Origin of the sequence: Arenibacter sp. 6A1, from assembly GCF_012272855.1 — a bacterium.
In the GTDB taxonomy this organism is placed as follows: domain Bacteria; phylum Bacteroidota; class Bacteroidia; order Flavobacteriales; family Flavobacteriaceae; genus Arenibacter.
The window spans coordinates 139257-161101 of the sequence record NZ_JAAXCQ010000012.1 but is presented as its reverse complement, the minus strand read 5'-3'; the positions used below and the strand labels follow the sequence as shown (position 1 = coordinate 161101).

The following is a 21845-nucleotide window of genomic DNA, read 5'->3' as shown; positions in this document are numbered from 1 at the left end:
GAACAAGGTATACAAGGAGAAACAGGAGCTACCGGGGCCACTGGAGAAAAAGGTAATCAAGGTGAAACCGGAGCTACGGGGGCGACAGGGGAACAAGGTATTCAAGGTGATGCAGGAGCTACAGGAGCAACAGGAGAACAAGGTATTCAAGGCGAAACCGGAGCTACCGGCGCAACAGGAGAACAAGGAATCCAAGGAGAGACTGGAGCTACTGGAGCTACTGGAGCCACGGGTGCAACTGGCGAACAAGGAATTCAAGGAGAAACCGGAGCTACTGGGGCAACAGGTGAACAAGGTATTCAAGGCGAAACCGGAGCTACTGGGGCAACAGGCGAACAAGGTATCCAAGGTGAAACCGGAGCTACTGGTGTAGCCGGAAAAGATGGTGTTGACGGAGCTACAGGCCCAAAAGGAGATACTGGTGCAACCGGACCACAAGGGCCGCAAGGAGTTCAAGGTGAAGTTGGACCACAAGGACCCAAGGGAGATACTGGAGCAACAGGACCGCAAGGACAAGCAGGAGCTACTGGTGCAATCGGACCAAAAGGTGATCAAGGAGAAGTTGGACCCCAAGGTCCTTCTGGAGAAAGTGAATCCGGTGGAGGATTAGTTCGTGGCATAGCAACTACCAATTCAAATTACACACTAGGTCCAAATGATTTTACCTTAATTGTTAATGGTGATGATAAAACCATTTCTTTTCCTACAACTGGCGTAAAAGGACAGATCTATATAATAAAAGTTGGTTCAAATGAGAATCACACCAACATTAGTTATCTGAATGAAAAGGGTGAACCAAAGACCAAATTAGACGACAAAAGGACATATTGGTTCCAATATGACGGTACAAATTGGCATCAATTAAGTAAGGACTAAAATAAATCGAGTTATAATCGGTCTCCGATAAAGGGCTTTATAATGACTAGATCTAATTTAAATTCGAACAGAAAGAATTATTCACAACATGCATATTATCAAAAACATAATTGTAAGCTGTATTTTTTTGGCTGGTTCATTGGCAAACGCCCAAGAGTCATTCCATAACTATGGCACTATCCAGATTCATGAATCGGCTATGGTGGGCTTTCATATGGATATTATTAACGATGGGACTTTTGATGAGAACAAGGGATTGGTAGGTTTTTATAATGAGGATAATCCGCTAACTATCTCTGGGGCCTTTGCCCCTATTTTTTACGATACTGAAGTGGCCATTACGGATGGACTCTATCTAGAGACGTCCATGGGAGTGAACAACAATCTTAATTTTGTCGATGGGAATATTTATACCCCAAAGAATAGAAGCGATATTGCTGTTCGGTTTTTTGACCAAGCCTTTTATGTTGGCGATGGTATAAAAACTAAAATTGAGGGGTACGCTACCGCAATTAACAAGGACTCTTTTACCTTTCCGGTTGGGTATGACAATCGCATTAGACCTTTGACTGTTACCTCTAACACTATCAATCCATTGCTCAAATGTGCTTATTTCTTTGAAGACCCCAACAGTCTTAAATCAACCCAAAAAATCATTGAGTCCAAGAAATTAGATTTTAACATTAAGAAAGTAAGCTCCAAGGAATATTGGCGTTTAGACGGCGATTTTCCCGTACAAGCAACCCTAAGTTGGGATGCCAAAAGTAATATTGGTAGCCTCGGAGAATATCTTAGTGATCTTATTGTAGTTGGCTGGCATAAAAAAGACCAAATATGGCAGAACCTTGGAAATGCCATTGTGGAAGGAGAAATTGGTATGGGCAGTATAACTTCGAATACATTTTTACCCAACAACTACGAACTGATTACCATTGGTGGAATTCTAGATCTTAATGAAGTATTGACAACAATTGATCTGGGCAATTATTTCTTAACACCAAATGGCGATGGAAAAAATGATTTCTTGGTACTGGACGGTATCTCGGAATCTCCCAATAATCTATTGCAAATATTTAATAGATATGGCGTATTGGTATATTCTAAAGCTAATTATAATAATGAGTTCAATGGCTTATCAAACCAAAAAACACTAATAAATGGTGATAGAGGATTGTCCGCGGGAGTATATTTCTATATCCTCGCATTATATGATTTAAAAATAAAACACCAGGGTTATATGTATATCTCGCAGAAGATAACCCCTTAATTGGCTATCTGTAACATATAGGCTCCCCCTACTCTGTTCGATAATTTTTAAGAAATTCATGATAGCTATTTATTCATCTGATTTCCTTATATTTAAATAATTTACTAGCCTTATGCATAGAAGATCCTTTATAATAAAAAGTAGCTATACTGGCTTAGCCATGTCTATTTTACCAGGGCTTAGCCTTAGTCAAGAATCCCAATATTCGGTCTTGGAATTAATGGGAAAAACTAGTATTGACCTTTTTGGAAAAGAAATAAACCTTAGAAAGGAAGCCCATGATGCTTTCATAGACATGAAGAAAGCCGCTTATAGTGATGGGGTAGATTTAAAAATAGTTTCGAGTTACCGAAATTTTCTACGTCAGGATGCCATATGGGAAGGCAAATACCTACAATTTACGGAACAAGAAGGAATGTCTCCTACTGCAGCAATTGAAAAAATTGTTGAATATTCTACCATACCTGGGACTAGTCGGCATCATTGGGGTACCGATGCAGATATTATCGACGGTTACCCAATTACCACTGGTGATGTACTCGAGGTTGAAAAATTTGAAGAAGGCGGTCCCTTTGCTTATTTTAAAAACTGGATGGATGAAAACGCCCACAAGTATGGCTACTATTTGGTATACACCAACAATCCAAAAAGGAAAGGCTTTAAATACGAGCCATGGCATTACAGTTACGCTCCACTATCGGTTCCTATGTTGACCAGCTTTAGGAGAAAAAATATTTATAAATTGCTGTTGGAAGAAGATATCATAGGAAAGGAAAATTTTAGTTCCGGATTTTTAAAAGACTATATTCGGAACAATATAATGTCTATTAATCCGGAATTATTATAAACATTTACATAATTGTAATTGATAATTAAGCGTTGTGAAAAGAGGCAGTTGGAAAATTAGAATATTTATAGGCGTGGCCATAGTAGCCTTTGCCTTTATTCAACGCTGTAACAATAAAGAAAAAAACCCATATACGGGAAGGGTTCAAAACATTAATATGAATGCGGAGCAAGAAATTGCCATAGGTTTACAAACAGCTCCTGAAATAGCCCAACAATATGGCGGACTTTATCCTGACGAGCACATGCAAGCTTTTGTCGATCAAATAGGAAATAAACTTGTTAATAACAGTTTAGCTAGAGAGACTCCTTACCAGTACGACTTCCATTTACTTGCCGATGACAGCACTATAAATGCCTTTGCCTTACCGGGAGGACCGGTTTTTATCACCTATGCCCTATTTTCTAAATTGAACGAAGCACAACTTGCTGGTGTATTGGGACATGAAATTGGACATGTCATAGGCAGGCATTCTGCCGAAAGAATAGCCGATAGCAATTTTTGGAAGACCGTTACCCTTGGTGCTTCTGTAGGCGCCGATGCTGGGGATATTGTAGGAAGCATAGGTAGAACCACTCTTTTGACCAACGGTAGAGAAGATGAGTTGGAAAGCGATGAATTGGGCGTTCTTTTTATGATAAACTCTGGATACGATCCAAATGAAATGATCAAAGTAATGGAAATTTTAAAAGCGGCTGCCGGGGAAAATAACATCCCAGAATTTCAAAGTACACACCCCAATCCAGATAATAGAATTGAAAAAATAAAGGCTGTCATAAAAAAACACCAAGGGGCAATACAACGATAAATCACTAAAATATAACCAGTTATTCATTATCTTTTAGTAACTTGCGTTCATACCCAAAACTTATTGCTACCTCATACCCAACTCTTATAGCTTTGATTAATAATCATTAAAAAAGGACTATATGGGAACACTATTACATTTTAAAAGTATTTATCTGGAAGCGTTTGAGAATTGTAAGCCAGAGATTGCTGTAGTACTCTTAAAAATTTACTCTATTTTTTGTATGGCCATGATATTTATGGCCCTTTATGCTTTTGTTTACAGAGCATTTACTGGATTTGAATTTTAGATTTATAAATTTAGCAGAACACTAGAAGAGTTAAACATCGTTAAAAAAAAACCTATTGGCAAATCCCAATAGGTTTTTTAACGCTGAAAATTCGATTACTTTTTCAACTGATTTTCAATAATTTTTAATGTTTCAAGAGCATTGGCTTCTTCTGCATATTTTAGGGCCGAATAACCACTATTACATCTTAGTGTAACATCGGCACCATTTTTTATTAGAAGTTCTAAAATAGCTCCTCTATTGTAACGGGCAGCAAAAATCACTGGGGTCTTTCCCAAAGATTTTTGATTGACATCAACGCCGTTTTCTAAATAGCGTTTAACCGATTCGATATCGCCTTTTACAATAGCTTTACAAAAAGGGGAAATCTCCTCGATTTTAATGGTTGTTCCTGAGTCATAATTCACTCCTTTATACAATAAATTTTTAGCACTAAGCCCATGAACCATAAGCAATAATACTCCAGTTGTGATGATGATTGTTTTTCTCATGATGAATAAGTTTTAAGAGTTTTTTGATGATACTTAATAGACCTATCTAGAGACCTTTTGTTTCAGCATAACACATTAAATAACATAATTTTAACAGTTCGGTCTTTTTCGAAGGTTCCATTTACAACATCGCCCCTATCGTATGTGAAATTTTCAAAAAAGCACCGTTATATGCTAGTTCATGAGCTTAAATCGTACTATTTTTGAAGTAGAAAAATATAGAACATGAACAAGAAAGTGATTTTAATGATTTTAGATGGCTGGGGTAAATCTCCAGACCCTAAAGTCTCTGCAATAGAAAATGCCAATACTCCATTTATAGATTCTCTATATACTACTTACGCCAATGCCAATCTTTTAACCGATGGTATGAATGTAGGCTTGCCGGAAGGCCAAATGGGAAATAGCGAAGTAGGCCATATGAATTTAGGTGCCGGCCGCATTGTTTACCAAGATTTGGCAAAAATAAACCTTGCCATTGAACAGGATTCCTTAAAGGACGAACAGGTCCTTAAGGATGCTTTTTTACATGCTAAAAACAATAATAAAGCTGTTCATTTTCTTGGTTTACTAAGTGATGGAGGGGTTCATAGCCATACCTCACACCTTAAAGGTCTTATTAGTGCCAGCGAAAGCTACGGTATAAAAAACACCTTTATCCATGCCTTTACCGATGGTCGTGATGTAGACCCTAAAAGTGGTGTAGGTTATATAGATGATATCAATAATTACTGTGCCGATAAAAATGCCAAATTGGCTACGGTAATAGGACGATATTATGCTATGGACAGGGATAAAAGGTGGGAACGTGTAAAACTTGCCTATGACCTTTTAGTGAATAGTGTGGGAGCAAAAACCCAAAACATTTCTGAAACTATTAAGAGCAGTTATGAAGAAGGTGTTACTGACGAATTTATAAAGCCCATAGTACTTACTAACGAAGAGGGTACGCCTTTGGCCAATATAAAAGAGGACGACGTTGTTATCTTTTTCAACTTTAGGACAGATAGAGGTAGAGAATTAACACAGGTCCTTAGTCAGCAAGACATGCATGAGCAAAACATGCATAAATTAAATTTGTACTATGTTACAATGACCAATTATGACGAATCTTATACAGGGGTTAAAGTAGTATATGACAAAGACAATATTCAGGACACTTTAGGAGAAACGTTGGCCAATGCCAATAAAAAGCAAATTCGTATTGCAGAAACTGAAAAGTATCCGCACGTTACCTTTTTCTTCAATGGGGGTAGAGAAATTCCGTTTGAAGGGGAACAGCGTATCCTATGTCCTTCTCCAAAGGTTGCCACCTATGATCTAAAGCCAGAAATGAGCGCTTATGAAATTAGGGATTCTATTGTCCCAGAATTAAAAAAAGGAGAAGCTGATTTTGTTTGCCTAAATTTTGCCAATCCAGATATGGTTGGACATACAGGGGATATGCAAGCTGCCATTAAAGCCTGTGAGGTTGTAGATAGTTGTGCAGAATCTGTAATAAATGCAGGTTTAGAAAATGGATATACAACATTGGTCATTGCTGATCACGGGAATTGCGAAACCATGGTAAACCCAGATGGCTCTCCTAATACGGCCCATACGACCAATCCAGTTCCGTTAATTTTGGTAGACAAGGAACTAAAAAACATAAAAGATGGTGTATTAGGTGATTTAGCACCTACCATTCTAAAACTAATTGGTGTACCACAACCTAAATTAATGACTAGGGAGTCATTGGTGTAAAGGTTAAACTTTTAATAAACTACAAATCAATACTTTAGAAACCATGCGTTTTTAAAGTATTGTTTTACATTTGTATTCTATGGTAAAAATTAAAACTTTAGAGGAGATAGAATTAATGCGAGAAAGCGCATTGATAGTGAGTAAAACCTTAGGCATGCTTGCTAGTGAAGTTAAACCTGGTGTAACGACCTTGCATTTAGATAAACTTGCAGAGGAATATATAAGAGATCATGGCGGTGTACCTGCATTTTTAGGCCTATACGATTTCCCAAATTCTTTATGCATGAGTCCTAATGCCCAAGTGGTTCATGGTATTCCCAATAACACCCCCTTACAAGATGGTGATATTATCTCCATTGATTGTGGTGTTTTAAAGAACGAATTCTATGGCGATCACGCCTATACGTTCGAAGTTGGAGAAGTGGCTCCAGAGGTTAAAAAATTACTTCAGGTAACCAAGGAATCCCTTTATATCGGTATACGAGAATTTAAGGCAGGAAACCGCGTTGGCGATGTGGGTTATGCTATTCAAAAATATACCGAAGACCACGGTTACGGTGTAGTTCGCGAATTAGTTGGCCATGGGCTGGGCAGAAAAATGCACGAAGATCCAGAAATGCCGAATTATGGGAAACGAGGAAAAGGGAAGAAATTTGTAGAAGGTATGGTAGTAGCCATTGAACCCATGATAAATCTTGGAACTCAAAGAATAAATCAACTACAAGACGGATGGACCATATTAACGGCAGATAATAAAGCTAGTGCCCACTTTGAGCATGATGTAGCCATTGTTAATGGAAAACCCGAAATCTTATCTACCTTCGCGTATATTTATGAAGCCTTAGGTATTAAAAGTAATGAAGAAGACGAATTTCGTCAAAAGGCATTAGTATTGTAATACTCCCTTGCATGTCTTTAGGATTCTGATTAATTTCCTATTCAAAGTACCTGCAGTGCTTATACATTAACAACAAACCAAGTTTTAAATCTTTAGAACTTGGTTTGTTGTAATTTGACTAACCATTTATGAAACGTATTTTTAAGTTTTTTCTTAATACCATTCCACGCCCTTTATTAATAAAACTGAGTTATCTCGTTAGACCTATTCTCACTGTTTTCTTACGGGGAAAGAGGTATACAGATCCAATTGATGGTAAACAGTTTTCTAAGTTCCTTCCATATGGTTATGAGAACCCTAGGGATAATGTTTTGTCCCCTTCTACCCTATCTTTGGAACGCCATAGACTATTGTGGTTGTTTTTACAAAATGAAACTAAATTTTTCACGGTAAAATCAAGGGTATTACATTTTGCCCCTGAACAAGCCTTTTATGATCGGTTTAAATTACTAGATAATATAGATTATACTACTACAGATTTAGAATCCCCCTTGGCCGATGTCACCGCCGATATATGCAGTTTACCTTTCCAGGACAATTCCTTTGATGTCATATTCTGTAATCATGTATTAGAACATATTCCGGATGACACAAAGGCCATGCAAGAATTGTACAGAATCTTAAAACCAGGTGGTTGGGGCGTATTTCAAGTACCACAAGATTTAGAAAGACTAACTACCTATGAAGACGATAGTATAACCGACAAAAAAGAAAGAGCTAAAATATTTGGACAATACGACCATGTAAGGATTTACGGGAAGGATTATTTTGACAAACTAAGAAGCGTAGGCTTCAAGGTTCAGGAAATAGATTATACCAATAAAAACCTCACCGCAGAAGAAATTGACCGTTATCGACTAGCCAAAGGTGAAATTATTCCTTTTGTATCGAAGTAATTACTCTAAGATCATCTCTTTAAAGCCTTCGGTCATATATTCTTGGGTATTCCCATTTTCACCGATATAAATAATATATCCTTCTAGATTATTTTGACCTTCCAAAATAGCTTTAGACTGTTCAAGATCCATTGCCATAAAGCCCGTAGCAAAAGCATCGGCGGTAGCACAATTCTCGGCGACTACGGTAGCGGCCAAGATATTTGAATTTTTAGTAAAACCGGATTTTGGATCTATGGTGTGTACATATTTCTCTCCAGTATGTTTATCGACCCTATATTTCCTGTAATTTCCAGAAGAAGCCATAGCCCTATCTTTAAGGTTAACTAACCTCTTGGACGTTCTGTTTTCTCCCATTTGTGGATCGTCTACAGCCACTAGCCACTGTTTTTTCTTAATGGTATTTTCACCTTTAGCAACCAGTTCTCCACCTACTTCCAATAGGTAATTTGTTATTCCTTTCCGATCTAACATTACCGCTAATCTATCGATAGAATAGCCCTTAGCGATAGCATTGAAATCAAAATAAATGTTTGGATCCTTCTTTTTTATTTTGTTTTCAACTGTAAGTAAGACCTTATTAAATCCGACATATTCCAATAAACTATCAACTTTAACACTGTCCAATGCCAACTGTTCACCCGGCCCAAAACCCCAGGCATTTACAAGGGACCCTACTGTAGGATCGAAATATCCATCGGTTTTCTCATAAATAGCTTTAGACAAGTTAAACACCTCCTGAAACATATGCTCTACCACTAGGGTAGAATCTCCTTTATTAATCTTAGAGATATCAGAATTTGGCATATAGGTAGACATAGAAAGATTAACCACCTCAAAAATAGAATCTATTTCTTTTTCCAGGTTTAACTCGTTATCTGAAATAAAAATAAGATTATATGAAGTTCCCAAGGCTTCCCCAGAATGAACATTTTTAACCAATTGATTCTTTTCGCCACAGCCTAGCACCATAACAATAAATAACACTCCTAGACCTAAAAGCCTTTTAGGATATTTTAATAAGTCCCTCATAATCTTCAATATAATCTTGGTTTAAATAAACAGGCAAATCTTTATCTGTAGCGTTATACAATCCCACGCCAGCATAAAAGGCTTCTGCCTGGTGTTTCTCGGCATGCTCCTTCATCTTATTCATCAAGGCCGGATCATAATCCTTAGGATCGTGAGGATAGGCCACAGCCCTCACTACGATAAAAAACAATTGCTTGTCTTTTAAACAAACATATTGGGGATTTTTCTTGGGCTGACTATTAATTCCCATAAACTCAAAGCCATTTGCCTCTAAGTGCTTGCCAACAATATTCATGGCCAAATTATGCAATTCCTGCTCTGTCAAAGGTGTACTCATACTACAAAATTAAGACAAAAAAAACCGATGTAAAATACATCGGTCCTTTATATTATTATAAGACCTACACAGTTTTGATACCGTGCAGGTCTCTAAAATTTTAATGGTTATCCACCAAAATCGTCAAATCTGATATGCTCATCTGGGATACCGAAATCTTCACCCATTTTCTGAACAGCTTTGTTCATCAATGGAGGTCCACAGAAGTACAATTCAATATCTTCTGGAGATTCGTGATGGTTAAGGTAGTTTTCAATTACACAATTGTGAATAAATCCAACAAATCCATCCCCTGGGGCATCTATATTTTCCTTTACCTTCCAGTTATCTTCTGGTAATGGCTCTGAAAGTGCCAAATAGAATTTAAAGTTAGGGAATTCCTTCTCTAATCTATAGAAATGATCTAGGTAAAATAATTCTCTCTTAGATCTACCACCGTACCAATAAGTAACCTTACGGTTCGTCTTTAAGGTATTAAACAAGTGATATAAATGAGATCTCATTGGTGCCATACCTGCTCCACCACCTACATAAAGCATTTCTGACTCAGATTCATTGATAAAGAATTCTCCATAAGGTCCTGAAATAGTAACAGGATCTCCTTTTTTCAAGTTAAAGATATACGAAGAAGCGATACCAGGATTTACATCCATCCAACCGTTTTTAGCTCTATCCCATGGCGGAGTAGCGATACGAACGTTTAGCATAATTTCTCTTCCTTCCGCTGGGTAAGAAGCCATAGAGTAAGCTCTTTCTACAGTCTCCGGGTTCTTCATCACCAAAGGCCATAGGTTAAACTTATCCCATTCTGCTTGAAACTTGTCTGGCGTTTCGTGCTCCTCTGGATGTGCAGTGATATCCATTTCTGAGAATTTCACCTCACATGGTGGTATTTCAATTTGAATATACCCACCAGCTTTATAGCCCATATCCTCCGGGATTTCGACTACAAATTCCTTAATAAAGGAAGCAACATTATAGTTCCGAACAACGGTACCTTGCCATTTTTTAATACCAAAAACTTCTTCAGGTATGGTAATATCCATGTCTTGTTTCACCTTTACCTGACAAGCCAAACGCGCTCCATGGGTTAATTCCTTTTTAGAAAAGTGTGGTGTTTCGGTAGGTAATGCTTCACCACCTCCAGAAAGCACGTGGCATTCGCACTGAATACAGGTACCCCCACCTCCACATGCTGAAGGAAGGAATATTTTCTGATTCCCTAAGGTAGATAACAAAGATCCCCCTGAACCAACTTCTATTTTCTTTTCACCATTTATCGTAATGGTTACCGGTCCTGATGGTGACAACTTTTCTTTTGTAAAAAGTAAAAGAGCGACCAACAATAACAGTAGTACCATAAAAGCAACTACCGTAATAATTATTGTACCAAGTGTACTTGTAGCTAATATCATTTTTACTCGTTTATTATAGCATTGTTGTATGAAACTGAATTCTCATCAGCTTCTTTAATCGTTTTAACTTCTTCGGTTTTCTGAGCGGTATTCTTTTCAACCTCTGCTGGAGCTTCATCACCACCAGTAAGCATACCTCCGAAACTCATAAAACCAATAGCCATAAGTCCGGTTATAATGAAGGTAATACCAAGACCTCTTAGCGGTGCTGGCACATTAGAATAGCGTATTTTTTCACGAATGGCAGCAATTGCTAAAATAGCAAGGAACCAACCAATTCCTGAAGACAAGCCGTAGTTAAAAGCTAACCCTAAAGATTGAATATCTCTAGACTGCATAAACAATGATCCACCAAGAATAGCACAGTTTACCGCAATTAAGGGTAAAAATATTCCTAAGGAATTGTAAAGTGCAGGAGAAAACTTTTCTACCACTATTTCCACCAACTGTACCATTGTTGCGATGGTAGCAATAAACAAAATAAAGGATAAAAAGCTTAGGTCGTAATCGGCATATTCTGGCCCTAACCAAGCCAAGGCCCCACTTCTTAAAAGATACTGATCTAACAACCAGTTAAGGGGTACCGTAACCGCAAGTACAAATATTACTGCGGCTCCCAAACCTACTGCAGTAGTCACTTTTTTAGAAACGGCAAGGTAAGAACACATTCCTAAGAACGTGGCAAATACCATATTATCTATGAATATGGATTTAAAAAATAATTCTACATGTTCTAACATAACATTCTTTTCTTAATAATGACTACTAGTTTTCTTCTATTAATGCTTTGTTACGCGAGCGTTGTACCCATATAATGATACCAACTACTATTAACGCCATAGGCGACAACAACATAAACCCGTTGTTTTCGTACCCAATAGCATATAGACCAGTTTTTTCGATAGGATCTCCTAGAACCTTAATACCTAATAAGGTACCTGATCCCAAAAGCTCTCTAAAGAAACCGATAATCACAAGGATCAAACCGTATCCGGCAGAGTTACCAATTCCATCTAGGAAAGATTTCCATGGTCCATTCGCCAAAGCGAAGGCCTCAAAACGTCCCATAATAATACAGTTAGTAATGATCAATCCGATGAAAACAGAAAGAGTTTTACTCAATTCATAAGCAAAGGCTTTTAACACTTGGTCTACAATAATTACCAAGGTAGCTACCACCACCAATTGAACAATAATTCTGATTTTCGAAGGAATTATATTTCTCATCAAGGAAATAACAACATTTCCGAAGCCCAATACAAACACAACGGACAATGCCATTACGATTGAGGCTTTAAGTTCTGCTGTAATTGCCAATGCGGAACAAATACCCAATACCTGAATGGTAATAGGGTTATTATCTGCTAATGGATCTAGAATAAGTCTAGAATCTTTTTTTGAAAGTAGTGCCATTGTTTAATTTTTAACTCTTATGGTTTCCAAATAAGGTTTATAAAGGTTTACGCTTTCTTTGATCATCGCAGATAAGCCGTCACCTGTAATGGTTGCACCTGCCAATGCATCAACTTCATTATCGTCTTTGTCTTCATTGGTAGGATCATTATTTCCTTTTGCCACGGCAATACCAGCATAACGATCATTATCAAGGATAGACTCCCCAATAAAATCATCCATAAAATAACGTTGCTTAATATTTGCACCAAGCCCTGGAGTTTCTCCTTTATGGTCAAAATACACTCCTTGAACTACCATGGTTTCATCTAAGGCTACAAAGCCCCAAATAGCATCCCATAATCCTTTACCACGCATAGGAATAATGTAATTCTTCTTCCCATCTTTTTCTCCGATAAAAACAGGCAACCTCCTTGTCTTTCCGTTTTTTGCTCTGGTTTCTTCTGCTTTTAAATCGATCAAATAAGCATTAGGATCCGAAGTAATACTCTCTCCTTCGATCACTAGTTGGTCTTTGATATATTTAGAAAACTCACCAGCTACTTTATCTGTTGAAACAAAATTAACGCTTCCTTCGTCTTCATTCTCATTTACACCCATGGCGTAAAGAATATTTTGTTGCTTTTCCAGTCTTTCGTTTTCACCAATTCTTTCTTTCAAGGATGATGCGAAAAATGCTAAAAGCGACCCAACTACGATCACCATAATAGCGGCGAACATAATTGTGTAACTATTTTTTTCTGTATTAACTGCCATGATTATACTGTTTCTGCTTTTAATTCTTTTGCTTTTCCATGAGCTCCTCCGGCCAAATCTGCACTAGCTTGAAGACGCTTCATTCTTTTATTAACGTTTGCTCTAACCACGTAGTGATCAATAGTAGGAGCAAAAACGTTCATTAACAAGATAGCCAAGAACACTCCTTCTGGATAAGCTGGGTTAAACACTCTGATCATTACTGAAATAAATCCGATAAAGAATCCATATATCCATTTCCCTTTATCCGTTTGAGAACCAGTAACAGGATCAGTAGCCATATATACAATACCAAAAGCCAAACCACCTACAAGTAAGTGCTTCCAGAACTCAAAGCTCATCAAACCATAAAACTTAGACGTTTCTGCGATCCAACCTAGTTCTGCTGCACCATTAAATATAAGTCCCATAACCAAAGCTCCGGCAACGGCACTCACCATAATTCTCCAGCTAGCGATCTTAGTAAAGATTAAGAACAACCCTCCTAACAAAATAAGGAGCGTAGAAGTTTCCCCTACAGAACCTGGGATAAATCCGAAAAACATATCCGAGACAGAATAAGTCATTTCAGATCCTTTTCCTTGTGCTAAAAACCCTAAGATAGTTTCTCCAGAGATAGCATCAGGCCCTCCTGCTTTTTCAACTGCTTGATGTACCCAAACCTTATCACCACTCATCCAAGTAGGATAAGCAAAGAACAAGAAAGCTCTAATAGTCAATGCTGGGTTTAGAATATTCATCCCAGTACCACCAAAAACTTCTTTTCCAATAACTACTCCAAAGACAACAGCTACGGCCAACATCCATAATGGCGTATCTATAGGAACGATCAACGGCACTAACATACCGGTAACCAAATACCCTTCTTCTACTTCGTGACCTTTAATTACCGCGAATATAAACTCTACGACAAGACCCACAACATAGGACACAATTACCAAAGGCAATACTGTCCATGCTCCCATTAAAAAATTCTCCCAGGTAATAAAATTACCAAAAAGAGATGCTTGACGAATAATGCCATTAGCAGCATCTACGGCAGCATAATGCTGATATCCTGCATTAAAAATACCAAAGATAAGCACTGGCACTAACGCCATGATTACCGTATTCATCGTACGCTTCAAATCATCCACGGCACGAATATGTCCGCCTGAGTGCGTAGTTTCATTTGGAGTATATAAAAAAGTATGCAACGCATTAAAGGCCGGAGCCATCTTTTTACCCTTATATTTCTCCCTAAGGTTATGTAAATTACTTTTTAAGCTCATCTTTTATCCTATTTCTTTATATAATAAATCCAAACCTTCCCTGATGATTTGTTGGTGGGGCTGCTTAGAGATGCAAATAAACTCCGTTAGAGAAAAATCTTCAGGCGCTACTTCATAAAGTCCCAATTGTTCCATTTCATCAAGATCTTTAACCATACACGCTTTTAGTAATTGTAATGGATAAATATCTAATGGAAATACCTTTTCATACATTCCAGTAACCACAAATGCTCTGTGCTCTCCGTTTGTATTGGTATTTAAATCGTATTTTTTATTTGGGGTCAACCAAGAAAAAGTAAGTGATCTTGTTGTTGAAATCTTATCAAAAACCGGTTTATTCCATCCAAACAACTCGTAATCATCTCCTTCAGGAATAGCCGTAACGGTACTATTATAATGCCCTAAATATCCATTAGGTGTAGTTTGACTACCCGTTAACACATCGCCATTGATAAGTCTGAAGTTTTCGGTATTCACACCGCTAGCATAAAGGAATGTTGCAATTTCCGCTCCTATTTTAGTAGCATAATATTTTGGTTCCTTCACACTAGACCCTGCCAATGCCACTATTCTTTCGGCATTATATTTACCGGTCAGCAATAGCTCACCAATAATCACCAAATCTTGTGGAGTAACAGTCCAAACAACTTCTCCTTTATTAATAGGATCAATTTTATTTATCTGAGTACCTACCAAACCAGCTGGATGCGGCCCTGAAACTCTATGTAGCTCAATACCGCTCATAGCTTCAAGAACAGACTGACTTCCTTTCCCCACAGAAACATGTACTTTCCCAGAAGTCAATTTCGCCAAGGCACCGATAGCAGCTTGCAGCTCCTTTTCTTTTCCTTGAAGAATATAATCCAAATCTGCCGACAATGGACTCGTCGCATATCCGGAGATAAAAATTGCCTTAGGAGTAACGTCCGGATTCGCAATAATATCATATGGCCTTTGTTTTATAAAAGACCAACATCCAGATTTTAAAAGCAGCGTTTTAATTTCTTCCGTGGAAGCGTTCTGTGGCACGATAGTCTGGTGCTCAACAAATTCCTGGCTCTTATCGGCCAAAATCTTTAAAGTTAAAATCCTTCTTCTTGCACCTCTTACTACCTCAACCAGTTCGCCGCTCACAGGAGAAACAAAAAGCATATCCTCTTTATCTTTATTAAAGAAAAGTGGTTGTCCAGCCTTTACCTCAGCCCCTTGCTTAACTAACATTTTAGGTGTAATACCGTGAAAATCCTGAAGATTAATCGCATAAACATTACTTAAAACAGCTTTGGAAGTTATCTTTTCCGCTTCACCAATAAGATTAATGTTCAAGCCTTTTTTAATTCGAATGTCTTTTGACATATTTAGTAGACCTTAGGTTATCAAAATTTCGAGCAAATTTAGCACTTAAAAGAAAGTTTTCATAATTATTACCCATAAATTTAGAGATTAAGACTTGCTAAAATATTTGACCCGCCATTTTTATTACCTTTACGTAAAATTATCATAAAATGCGATCCTATTTTTATACGATAATATTTCTATTATGCACCTACCAATCTACTGCTCAGGTACAAGAAGAAATAAATCCTCCATCGAATATTAAATCCATAATTTTCAAAGGCCACACTGACGACCAATTCCCCATAGTGTTATTAGGAGACACTATATTTTTAGAATTTGATGACCTTTTCGCTAACGAAGAAGACTATTATTTTAAAATTATCCATTGTAATTACGATTGGACCCCCTCTGCCCTCCTCAAGTCCGAATACCTGAACGGCATGGACAACCAACGAATCACTGATTACAACAACAGTTACTCTACCTTACAGCCATACTCTAACTACAAGCTTTCCATTCCAAATGAGCACGTTAGTTTAAAGGTGAGCGGAAATTACTTAATCGCTATTTATAATAATTATGATGAGCTTCAATTTTCCAGACGTTTTATTGTCTACCAAGACCTCGTATCTGTTCAATCCGAGATAAAACGCTCCAGAGACTTTAATTACCTCAATGAAAAACAAAGCGTACAATTTTCCATAAACGCTAGTGATATTTCCTTGGTCAACCCCAAAAAAGAGGTTAAAGTCGCCATATTACAAAACCACCAATGGCCCACAGCCAAGTACAACCTTACACCTCAATTTATTTTAGGAAACACTTTAAGCTATAAGTACGACAAGGAAACCAGTTTTTTTGGGGGCAATGAATATCTGAATTTTGACACCAAAGACCTAAGAGCTCCCAGTGCTGCCATTTCTAAAATAGCACTGAACGATCTTTACGAGCACTACCTTTTTCCTAACGAATACAGACACAAGCACCCTTACACCTATTTTCCTGATATCAACGGTGATTTTGCAATTAGAACCCTCCAAGGAGAAAACAACTCTACAGAAGCAGAATATTCTTTTGTTCACTTCTATTTACCATACTCTAAGGAATTAGGTCTTAACAACGTATATGTTTATGGCAAATACAACAACTACGCTCTTAATGAAGAAAACAAAATGACGTACAATGAGGACAGCGGATATATGGAGGCTACGATAAAAATGAAACAAGGTTTCTACAATTACAAATACGTCGTTGAAAATAAAGGTGGGACTATAGAACTGAATACAGTATCTGGCAATTTTCATTTTACGGAAAACAATTATTTAATAATGGTCTACTATAGAAAATTTGGCGATTTATATGACAGTATTATAGGTATAGGCTCGGCAAACTCAACCACTTTAACCAATTAAAACCACAAAAAAGTGACTGTTTCCTATCTGCAATCTTTAAAATCGGATTCCTATGAAACATATTACGACTCCGAAAGGGCGGTACAAATTAAAGTATCGAGGTACAAAATGCCTAAACTGTGACCATTCATTGGACATCAGTGATAAATTCTGCCCCAATTGCTCACAAGAAAACAGCACAAAAAAACTCAACCTAAAAATTTATATTGCTGAATTCTTCTCCACCTTAATTTCTTATGACTCCAAAGTAATAAGAACCCTGTCCTATCTCTTATTTCATCCTGGCAAGATAACTAAAGACTACATTTTAGGAAAAAGAGTCAGTTTCACAAATCCATTTCGGTTTTTACTGAGCCTATCAATAATATACTTTTTACTTCTAAACGCAACTGGAGATTACACTCAACTTGACAATATCAACACTTCCGATGATAGCAATTTTTTATTTTCCGGAATATCGGAAATGAATTTCGACAACAACGGCAGTAACACTAAAGGGGTTAACCCCTCAGACTCCCTAAGCACTACTCGAAATTTAATTGATTATAAAAGAAGTAAGGATTCGGTGATACTTCGCAATCCGGCCGCATATTTTGAAACTATAAAAGACACAAACACCTTCAACCGATTTACTAAAAAGATCGACTTTTACAACACGCTTATTAGAAATGAAAAAGTGTATTCCTTTCAGGCACTTCGTCAGAAATACAATATCCCCAACACTAAGGAAAACCTCCTTTCCTATAAAACTACAAAAGGCTTGCTAAAGGCTTTTAATCAACCTGGAAGTTTTATTACGGCGCTTATATCGAGACTACCGTTCTTAATATTCTTTTTACTTCCAATATTTACCTTGTTCATTTTAATGACGTATGTCAGGAAAAAATATAATTATACCGATAATCTAATTTTTTGCTTTCACAATCAATCAATGTTATTTATATTGCTCATTACAAGCCTTTTAATTGATACCACATTTAACATAAGCAGCAATATAGTTTTCCTTTTAATCTTTGGAATATACCTATACATAGCTATGCTTTACTTTTATGGCCAAGGCAGAATAATGACATTTGTTAAATATATGTTTTTAAACGTAGTGTTTCTTATTTTAGCAGTACTTTCAATGGTTTTGCTTTCGTTGGGAAGTATTTTAACATATTAGAATTTATCGTTATGACAACACAGATAACCAAAGGGATTAAAATATCGGTAATCACAAGTTTTGAAGGCACATTTTTCAAAAACTACAAAATGCATTTCGCTTTTGGATATACAATTACCATCGAAAACCAAAGTAAAGATTCTGTGCAGCTCACTTCTAGACATTGGCGGATTTACGATTCTCTAAACGATTTAGAAATTTTAAACGGGGAGGGAGTGATTGGCAAAAAGCCTGTTTTAAGACCTGGACAATCTCACACCTATAGTTCTGGTTGCTTACTAACCTCTACCATTGGAGCCATGAAAGGTCATTACAATATGGTAAACTTAAACAATTCCGAAAAATTTAGGGTACAAATTCCCAATTTCAAATTCAGTGCCCCATTTGTACTAAATTAACCGTAAATTACTTATAATCTTCGCTTTAATTTCGCGGATGCTTTTATTACCTTTGCCTTATTTTTAATCTAAAATTCAAAATCATGGGTAAAGGATTTTTTCAAGTCCCCACAGCGTATAACGAACCTATAAAAAGTTTTGCTCCCGGAACTCCGGAGAGAGAAGCAGTTCTTAAACAATACAAGGCATATTTTAACGACACTGTTGATGTACCAATGTATATTGGCAGTAAAGAGGTTAAAACAGGGAACACCAAACCTATGTCTCCACCACATGACCATAAACATATTGTTGGTCAATACCACCTTGCCAACAAGGAGCACGTTACAGAAGCAATTGACAACGCCTTAGAGTCTAGAGAAAAGTGGGCTAATTTGGCTTGGGAACAACGCGCTGCTATTTTTCTAAAAGCGGCAGATCTTATCGCGGGTCCTTATCGAGCTAAAATAAATGCTGCTACGATGATTGCCCAATCGAAGACCATTCATCAGGCAGAGATTGATGCGGCCTGTGAATTCATCGATTTTCTTCGTTTTAACGTAGAATACATGACCCAGATTTATGCAGAACAACCAGAATCTGCCGAAGGTATTTGGAATCGTGTAGAATACAGACCTTTAGAAGGATTTGTATATGCCATCACTCCGTTTAACTTTACTGCTATTGCCGGAAACCTTCCTGCAAGTGCTGCTATGATGGGTAATGTTGTTGTTTGGAAACCAAGCGACCACCAAATCTTTTCTGCCAAGGTTATTGTTGATATATTTAAAGAAGCTGGACTTCCTGATGGCGTTATCAATGTTGTTTATGGTGATCCTGTTATGATTACTAAAACAGTTATAGACCGTCCGGAGTTTGCAGGAATTCACTATACTGGTTCTACTTTTGTATTTAAAGAATTGTGGAAACAAATTGGAAACAACATCCATATTTACAACACTTACCCAAGAATCGTTGGTGAAACGGGAGGTAAAGATTTTATCCTTGCACACCCAACAGCCAATACGAAGCAAGTAGCTACCGCTATTGTTAGGGGAGCCTTTGAATTTCAAGGACAAAAATGTAGTGCTGCCTCAAGGGTATACTTACCAAAATCGACGGCACAAGAAATTTTAGAATATGTAAAGGCCGACTTAGCGTCTTTTAACAAGCCAGGATCTCCTGAAGATATGAGCAATTTCATTACGGCGGTTATTCACGAAGCCTCTTTTGACAAGCTTGCAAAATATATCGATCAGGCCAAAGCAGATACCAATGCAACCATTTTTGCCGGAGGTAATTACGATAAATCGAAAGGTTACTTTATAGAGCCGACCGTAATCGTAACTACCGACCCAAAATATACCACAATGGAAACGGAACTTTTTGGACCAGTAGTTACCATTTATATTTACGAAGATGCAGAGTGGTCTAATACACTTACATTGATAGATGGTACTTCGGAATACGCCCTTACGGGTGCTGTTATTTCTGGTGACCGCTACACTATTGAAGAAGCGACCAAAGCCCTTCAAAACTGTGCCGGTAACTTCTATATCAATGACAAACCAACCGGAGCTGTCGTAGGACAACAACCGTTTGGCGGCGCAAGAGCTTCGGGAACCAACGACAAGGCCGGTTCTGCACAGAATTTATTGCGTTGGGTTTCTCCAAGATTAATAAAAGAAACTTTTGTTACTCCTGTAGATTACAGATATCCTTTCTTAGGGTAACACTTAATAATATTTCAAACAAAAAAAGGCTGCCCAATGGGCGGCCTTTTTATTTTATCGGCAATTTGTATTTCAATCACCTACAACACCTTTCATTTAAAGGTTAACTTAATTTTATTAACGCCATAATTCTTTTGCATAGATATCTATTAAATGAGTTCTAATATTAAAGGAAGTCTCCAAACTATCTTTTGGCAATTGCACCATCATAACAGTTGAAGGCGTAGTTGGCATATGACATTTAACACAATTATTCCCTGTGTGATCGGCCTCAGTTTTATCTACCTTGCAAGTTGTTGTCTTTCCATCGTGACAACCTATACATTTCAGATTAAAATCATTAACATTACCTCTTTCCTTTTTATGTGGATTATGGCAAGTATTGCAGTCCATTACATCCGTTTCCTTAAAGCATTTGCTTTTCACCAAAAGTCCATACTGGTTGCCATGAACATCTAATTTTTCATTTAAGTTTCCATTATCTAAGTTCTGGGAATGCTTACTCAAATCATCTCCCGGTAAATAAGAAAAAGCATTTCCTTTTAACAAAACACCTCTAAGACCAGAGTGACATTGCGCACATAGATCCAACCGTTGTTGCCGTAAAAGAGTATCCATTTTCACTACAAACTTGCCTTCCAAAGCTTTTGGATTTTCTCTTTGATATGCCACATGCTTTGCCGAAGGGCCATGACATCTTTCGCAATCTATTCCATAAATCATTTGTCCCCTATCAAAACGATTTCCTTTTGGTGTATTTTCACTGTTTTTCGCATAGGTTAGGTGACATTTTAAACAGGCATCCCGTATTGGCCTTTCTACACTATAAGAAGGGAATCCCGGGCTATTTACCCAACTATTTGTTGGCGTATAATAAGAGGCCTGTAATTGAAATAATTCGTCCTTCCTCCAAGACAGATATGTCTGGCCGCGAATTCCTGAACCAATTACAATATCAAATTTTGAGGGCAGTATCTCTATACTCCTATTTTTAATTTTCGTGTGCTGAAAGAACGAATCTCCTTTGGAAAGCATATTAAAAGTTACATCATTCAGATCTAAGGTGTTTTCTCCCTCCTTAAAACTACCCTTAATATTTTGAGAATCGGCTATCCCCGATGTTTTAAAATGAGCAGTTTCGATATGGGATTCATACACGTCAGCATGACATTCCCTACAGCTAACCGAGCCTACAAAGTGCTCCCCACTATCGTGAGTAGCAAGGATGGTTGGTGTATAATAATCTGACTCAATTTTAACATTCTTGCAATAATATATTACACAGGAGATTACTAATCCCAATAAGGCTATTATGATATTCGTATAAAATTTTCTTTTGTTTACAACTTTAAAAACCCCCATCCCTTTTTGTTATAAGCATGAAACAAATTATCCACCTATTTCTAGAATATTAAGTATTCAAAATGTAAAAACTTATTAGCAGATCATTTAAAGGGCTTATAAACATGCCCTATATTCCC

21 protein-coding genes and 1 pseudogene are annotated in these 21845 nt (G+C 37.3%); 12 read left to right on the top strand and 10 right to left on the bottom strand.

Annotated features, from left to right (window positions below):
* The 5 genes and pseudogenes from HCG49_RS18750 to HCG49_RS18745 form a co-directional block, all read left to right on the top strand.
* Positions 1–876, top strand: a pseudogene (locus HCG49_RS18750) (collagen-like protein); the annotation flags it as partial.
* Between the two features lie 88 nt (positions 877–964).
* Positions 965–2143: a gliding motility-associated C-terminal domain-containing protein gene (locus tag HCG49_RS12660; protein WP_168469898.1), complete on the top strand. Its 1179-nt coding sequence runs from the start codon at positions 965–967 to the stop codon at positions 2141–2143.
* A gap of 112 nt (positions 2144–2255) precedes the next feature.
* Positions 2256–2990, top strand: coding sequence for a M15 family metallopeptidase (locus HCG49_RS12655; RefSeq protein WP_168469897.1), 735 nt, complete (start codon positions 2256–2258; stop codon positions 2988–2990).
* Between the two features lie 34 nt (positions 2991–3024).
* A complete protein-coding gene (locus HCG49_RS12650; protein ID WP_168469896.1) occupies positions 3025–3798 on the top strand; it encodes a M48 family metalloprotease in 774 nt (257 codons plus the stop codon).
* Between the two features lie 121 nt (positions 3799–3919).
* Positions 3920–4087 carry a DUF6747 family protein gene (locus tag HCG49_RS18745; protein ID WP_178338866.1) on the top strand — a complete coding sequence of 56 codons (168 nt, stop codon included), beginning with the start codon at positions 3920–3922 and terminating at the stop codon, positions 4085–4087.
* A 95-nt stretch (positions 4088–4182) separates the two neighbouring features.
* Here HCG49_RS18745 and HCG49_RS12645 read toward each other — a convergent pair whose 3' ends face one another.
* A complete protein-coding gene (locus HCG49_RS12645) occupies positions 4183–4578 on the bottom strand; it encodes an ankyrin repeat domain-containing protein (protein WP_168469895.1) in 396 nt (131 codons plus the stop codon).
* A gap of 225 nt (positions 4579–4803) precedes the next feature.
* On the opposite strand from HCG49_RS12645, the gene gpmI reads away from it, so the two are divergent.
* From gpmI to HCG49_RS12630, 3 genes are all read left to right on the top strand, one after another.
* The gene (gene gpmI, locus HCG49_RS12640; protein WP_168469894.1) at positions 4804–6321 is read left to right on the top strand and encodes a 2,3-bisphosphoglycerate-independent phosphoglycerate mutase; all 1518 of its coding nucleotides are present in this window, start codon (positions 4804–4806) and stop codon (positions 6319–6321) included.
* A gap of 79 nt (positions 6322–6400) precedes the next feature.
* Positions 6401–7219 (top strand): type I methionyl aminopeptidase, encoded by an 819-nt coding sequence (gene map, locus HCG49_RS12635; protein WP_168469893.1) that lies wholly within the window; start codon positions 6401–6403, stop codon positions 7217–7219.
* 128 nt (positions 7220–7347) lie between these two features.
* Positions 7348–8115 carry a class I SAM-dependent methyltransferase gene (locus HCG49_RS12630; protein ID WP_168469892.1) on the top strand — a complete coding sequence of 256 codons (768 nt, stop codon included), beginning with the start codon at positions 7348–7350 and terminating at the stop codon, positions 8113–8115.
* Here the strand turns inward: HCG49_RS12630 and HCG49_RS12625 are convergent, their stop codons facing one another.
* The 8 genes from HCG49_RS12625 to HCG49_RS12590 all read right to left on the bottom strand — a co-directional run bounded on the left by HCG49_RS12625 (position 8116) and on the right by HCG49_RS12590 (position 15695).
* A complete protein-coding gene (locus HCG49_RS12625) occupies positions 8116–9147 on the bottom strand; it encodes an FAD:protein FMN transferase (protein ID WP_168469891.1) in 1032 nt (343 codons plus the stop codon).
* The gene (locus HCG49_RS12620; protein ID WP_168469890.1) at positions 9122–9484 is read right to left on the bottom strand and encodes a Na(+)-translocating NADH-quinone reductase subunit F; all 363 of its coding nucleotides are present in this window, start codon (positions 9482–9484) and stop codon (positions 9122–9124) included. The genes HCG49_RS12625 and HCG49_RS12620 overlap by 26 nt, the downstream gene beginning before the upstream one ends.
* Positions 9485–9591: 107 nt before the next feature.
* Entirely contained in the window at positions 9592–10899 is a 1308-nt protein-coding gene (gene nqrF / locus HCG49_RS12615; protein WP_168469889.1) for an NADH:ubiquinone reductase (Na(+)-transporting) subunit F, read from the bottom strand.
* Between the two features lie 2 nt (positions 10900–10901).
* Positions 10902–11639, bottom strand: a complete 738-nt coding sequence (gene nqrE / locus HCG49_RS12610) for an NADH:ubiquinone reductase (Na(+)-transporting) subunit E (protein WP_168469888.1) — start codon at positions 11637–11639, stop codon at positions 10902–10904.
* A 25-nt stretch (positions 11640–11664) separates the two neighbouring features.
* The gene (locus tag HCG49_RS12605) at positions 11665–12312 is read right to left on the bottom strand and encodes an NADH:ubiquinone reductase (Na(+)-transporting) subunit D (protein WP_168469887.1); all 648 of its coding nucleotides are present in this window, start codon (positions 12310–12312) and stop codon (positions 11665–11667) included.
* A gap of 3 nt (positions 12313–12315) precedes the next feature.
* Positions 12316–13068 (bottom strand): Na(+)-translocating NADH-quinone reductase subunit C, encoded by a 753-nt coding sequence (locus tag HCG49_RS12600; RefSeq protein WP_168469886.1) that lies wholly within the window; start codon positions 13066–13068, stop codon positions 12316–12318.
* Between the two features lie 2 nt (positions 13069–13070).
* Positions 13071–14339 (bottom strand): NADH:ubiquinone reductase (Na(+)-transporting) subunit B, encoded by a 1269-nt coding sequence (locus tag HCG49_RS12595; protein WP_168469885.1) that lies wholly within the window; start codon positions 14337–14339, stop codon positions 13071–13073.
* Between the two features lie 3 nt (positions 14340–14342).
* On the bottom strand, positions 14343–15695 hold the full coding sequence (locus HCG49_RS12590) for a Na(+)-translocating NADH-quinone reductase subunit A (RefSeq protein ID WP_168469884.1): 1353 nt from the start codon (positions 15693–15695) through the stop codon (positions 14343–14345).
* Positions 15696–15844: 149 nt separating this feature from the next.
* On the opposite strand from HCG49_RS12590, the gene HCG49_RS12585 reads away from it, so the two are divergent.
* From HCG49_RS12585 to pruA, 4 genes are all read left to right on the top strand, one after another.
* Entirely contained in the window at positions 15845–17089 is a 1245-nt protein-coding gene (locus tag HCG49_RS12585; RefSeq protein ID WP_168469883.1) for a DUF5103 domain-containing protein, read from the top strand.
* A gap of 52 nt (positions 17090–17141) precedes the next feature.
* Positions 17142–18254 carry a DUF3667 domain-containing protein gene (locus HCG49_RS12580; protein ID WP_168469882.1) on the top strand — a complete coding sequence of 371 codons (1113 nt, stop codon included), beginning with the start codon at positions 17142–17144 and terminating at the stop codon, positions 18252–18254.
* 11 nt (positions 18255–18265) lie between these two features.
* Complete coding sequence (apaG, locus tag HCG49_RS12575; protein WP_168469881.1) at positions 18266–18652, top strand: Co2+/Mg2+ efflux protein ApaG; 387 nt, start codon at positions 18266–18268, stop codon at positions 18650–18652.
* A gap of 83 nt (positions 18653–18735) precedes the next feature.
* Positions 18736–20364, top strand: a complete 1629-nt coding sequence (gene pruA, locus HCG49_RS12570) for an L-glutamate gamma-semialdehyde dehydrogenase (protein ID WP_168469880.1) — start codon at positions 18736–18738, stop codon at positions 20362–20364.
* A 117-nt stretch (positions 20365–20481) separates the two neighbouring features.
* Here pruA and HCG49_RS12565 read toward each other — a convergent pair whose 3' ends face one another.
* On the bottom strand, positions 20482–21726 hold the full coding sequence (locus tag HCG49_RS12565) for a multiheme c-type cytochrome (protein ID WP_168469879.1): 1245 nt from the start codon (positions 21724–21726) through the stop codon (positions 20482–20484).
* Positions 21727–21845: the final 119 nt, after the last annotated feature.

What these genes read in the sequence shown, in the direction of transcription:
- HCG49_RS12660 (WP_168469898.1), top strand. Translation starts at nt 965, where the DNA reads ATGCATATTATCAAAAACATAATTGTAAGCTGTATTTTTTTGGCTGGT.
- HCG49_RS12655 (WP_168469897.1), top strand. Translation starts at nt 2,256, where the DNA reads ATGCATAGAAGATCCTTTATAATAAAAAGTAGCTATACTGGCTTAGCC.
- HCG49_RS18745 (WP_178338866.1), top strand. Translation starts at nt 3,920, where the DNA reads ATGGGAACACTATTACATTTTAAAAGTATTTATCTGGAAGCGTTTGAG.
- HCG49_RS12645 (WP_168469895.1), bottom strand. Translation starts at nt 4,578, where the DNA reads ATGAGAAAAACAATCATCATCACAACTGGAGTATTATTGCTTATGGTT.
- gpmI (WP_168469894.1), top strand. Translation starts at nt 4,804, where the DNA reads ATGAACAAGAAAGTGATTTTAATGATTTTAGATGGCTGGGGTAAATCT.
- map (WP_168469893.1), top strand. Translation starts at nt 6,401, where the DNA reads ATGGTAAAAATTAAAACTTTAGAGGAGATAGAATTAATGCGAGAAAGC.
- HCG49_RS12630 (WP_168469892.1), top strand. Translation starts at nt 7,348, where the DNA reads ATGAAACGTATTTTTAAGTTTTTTCTTAATACCATTCCACGCCCTTTA.
- HCG49_RS12625 (WP_168469891.1), bottom strand. Translation starts at nt 9,147, where the DNA reads ATGAGGGACTTATTAAAATATCCTAAAAGGCTTTTAGGTCTAGGAGTG.
- HCG49_RS12620 (WP_168469890.1), bottom strand. Translation starts at nt 9,484, where the DNA reads ATGAGTACACCTTTGACAGAGCAGGAATTGCATAATTTGGCCATGAAT.
- nqrF (WP_168469889.1), bottom strand. Translation starts at nt 10,899, where the DNA reads ATGATATTAGCTACAAGTACACTTGGTACAATAATTATTACGGTAGTT.
- nqrE (WP_168469888.1), bottom strand. Translation starts at nt 11,639, where the DNA reads ATGTTAGAACATGTAGAATTATTTTTTAAATCCATATTCATAGATAAT.
- HCG49_RS12605 (WP_168469887.1), bottom strand. Translation starts at nt 12,312, where the DNA reads ATGGCACTACTTTCAAAAAAAGATTCTAGACTTATTCTAGATCCATTA.
- HCG49_RS12600 (WP_168469886.1), bottom strand. Translation starts at nt 13,068, where the DNA reads ATGGCAGTTAATACAGAAAAAAATAGTTACACAATTATGTTCGCCGCT.
- HCG49_RS12595 (WP_168469885.1), bottom strand. Translation starts at nt 14,339, where the DNA reads ATGAGCTTAAAAAGTAATTTACATAACCTTAGGGAGAAATATAAGGGT.
- HCG49_RS12590 (WP_168469884.1), bottom strand. Translation starts at nt 15,695, where the DNA reads ATGTCAAAAGACATTCGAATTAAAAAAGGCTTGAACATTAATCTTATT.
- HCG49_RS12585 (WP_168469883.1), top strand. Translation starts at nt 15,845, where the DNA reads ATGCGATCCTATTTTTATACGATAATATTTCTATTATGCACCTACCAA.
- HCG49_RS12580 (WP_168469882.1), top strand. Translation starts at nt 17,142, where the DNA reads ATGAAACATATTACGACTCCGAAAGGGCGGTACAAATTAAAGTATCGA.
- apaG (WP_168469881.1), top strand. Translation starts at nt 18,266, where the DNA reads ATGACAACACAGATAACCAAAGGGATTAAAATATCGGTAATCACAAGT.
- pruA (WP_168469880.1), top strand. Translation starts at nt 18,736, where the DNA reads ATGGGTAAAGGATTTTTTCAAGTCCCCACAGCGTATAACGAACCTATA.
- HCG49_RS12565 (WP_168469879.1), bottom strand. Translation starts at nt 21,726, where the DNA reads ATGGGGGTTTTTAAAGTTGTAAACAAAAGAAAATTTTATACGAATATC.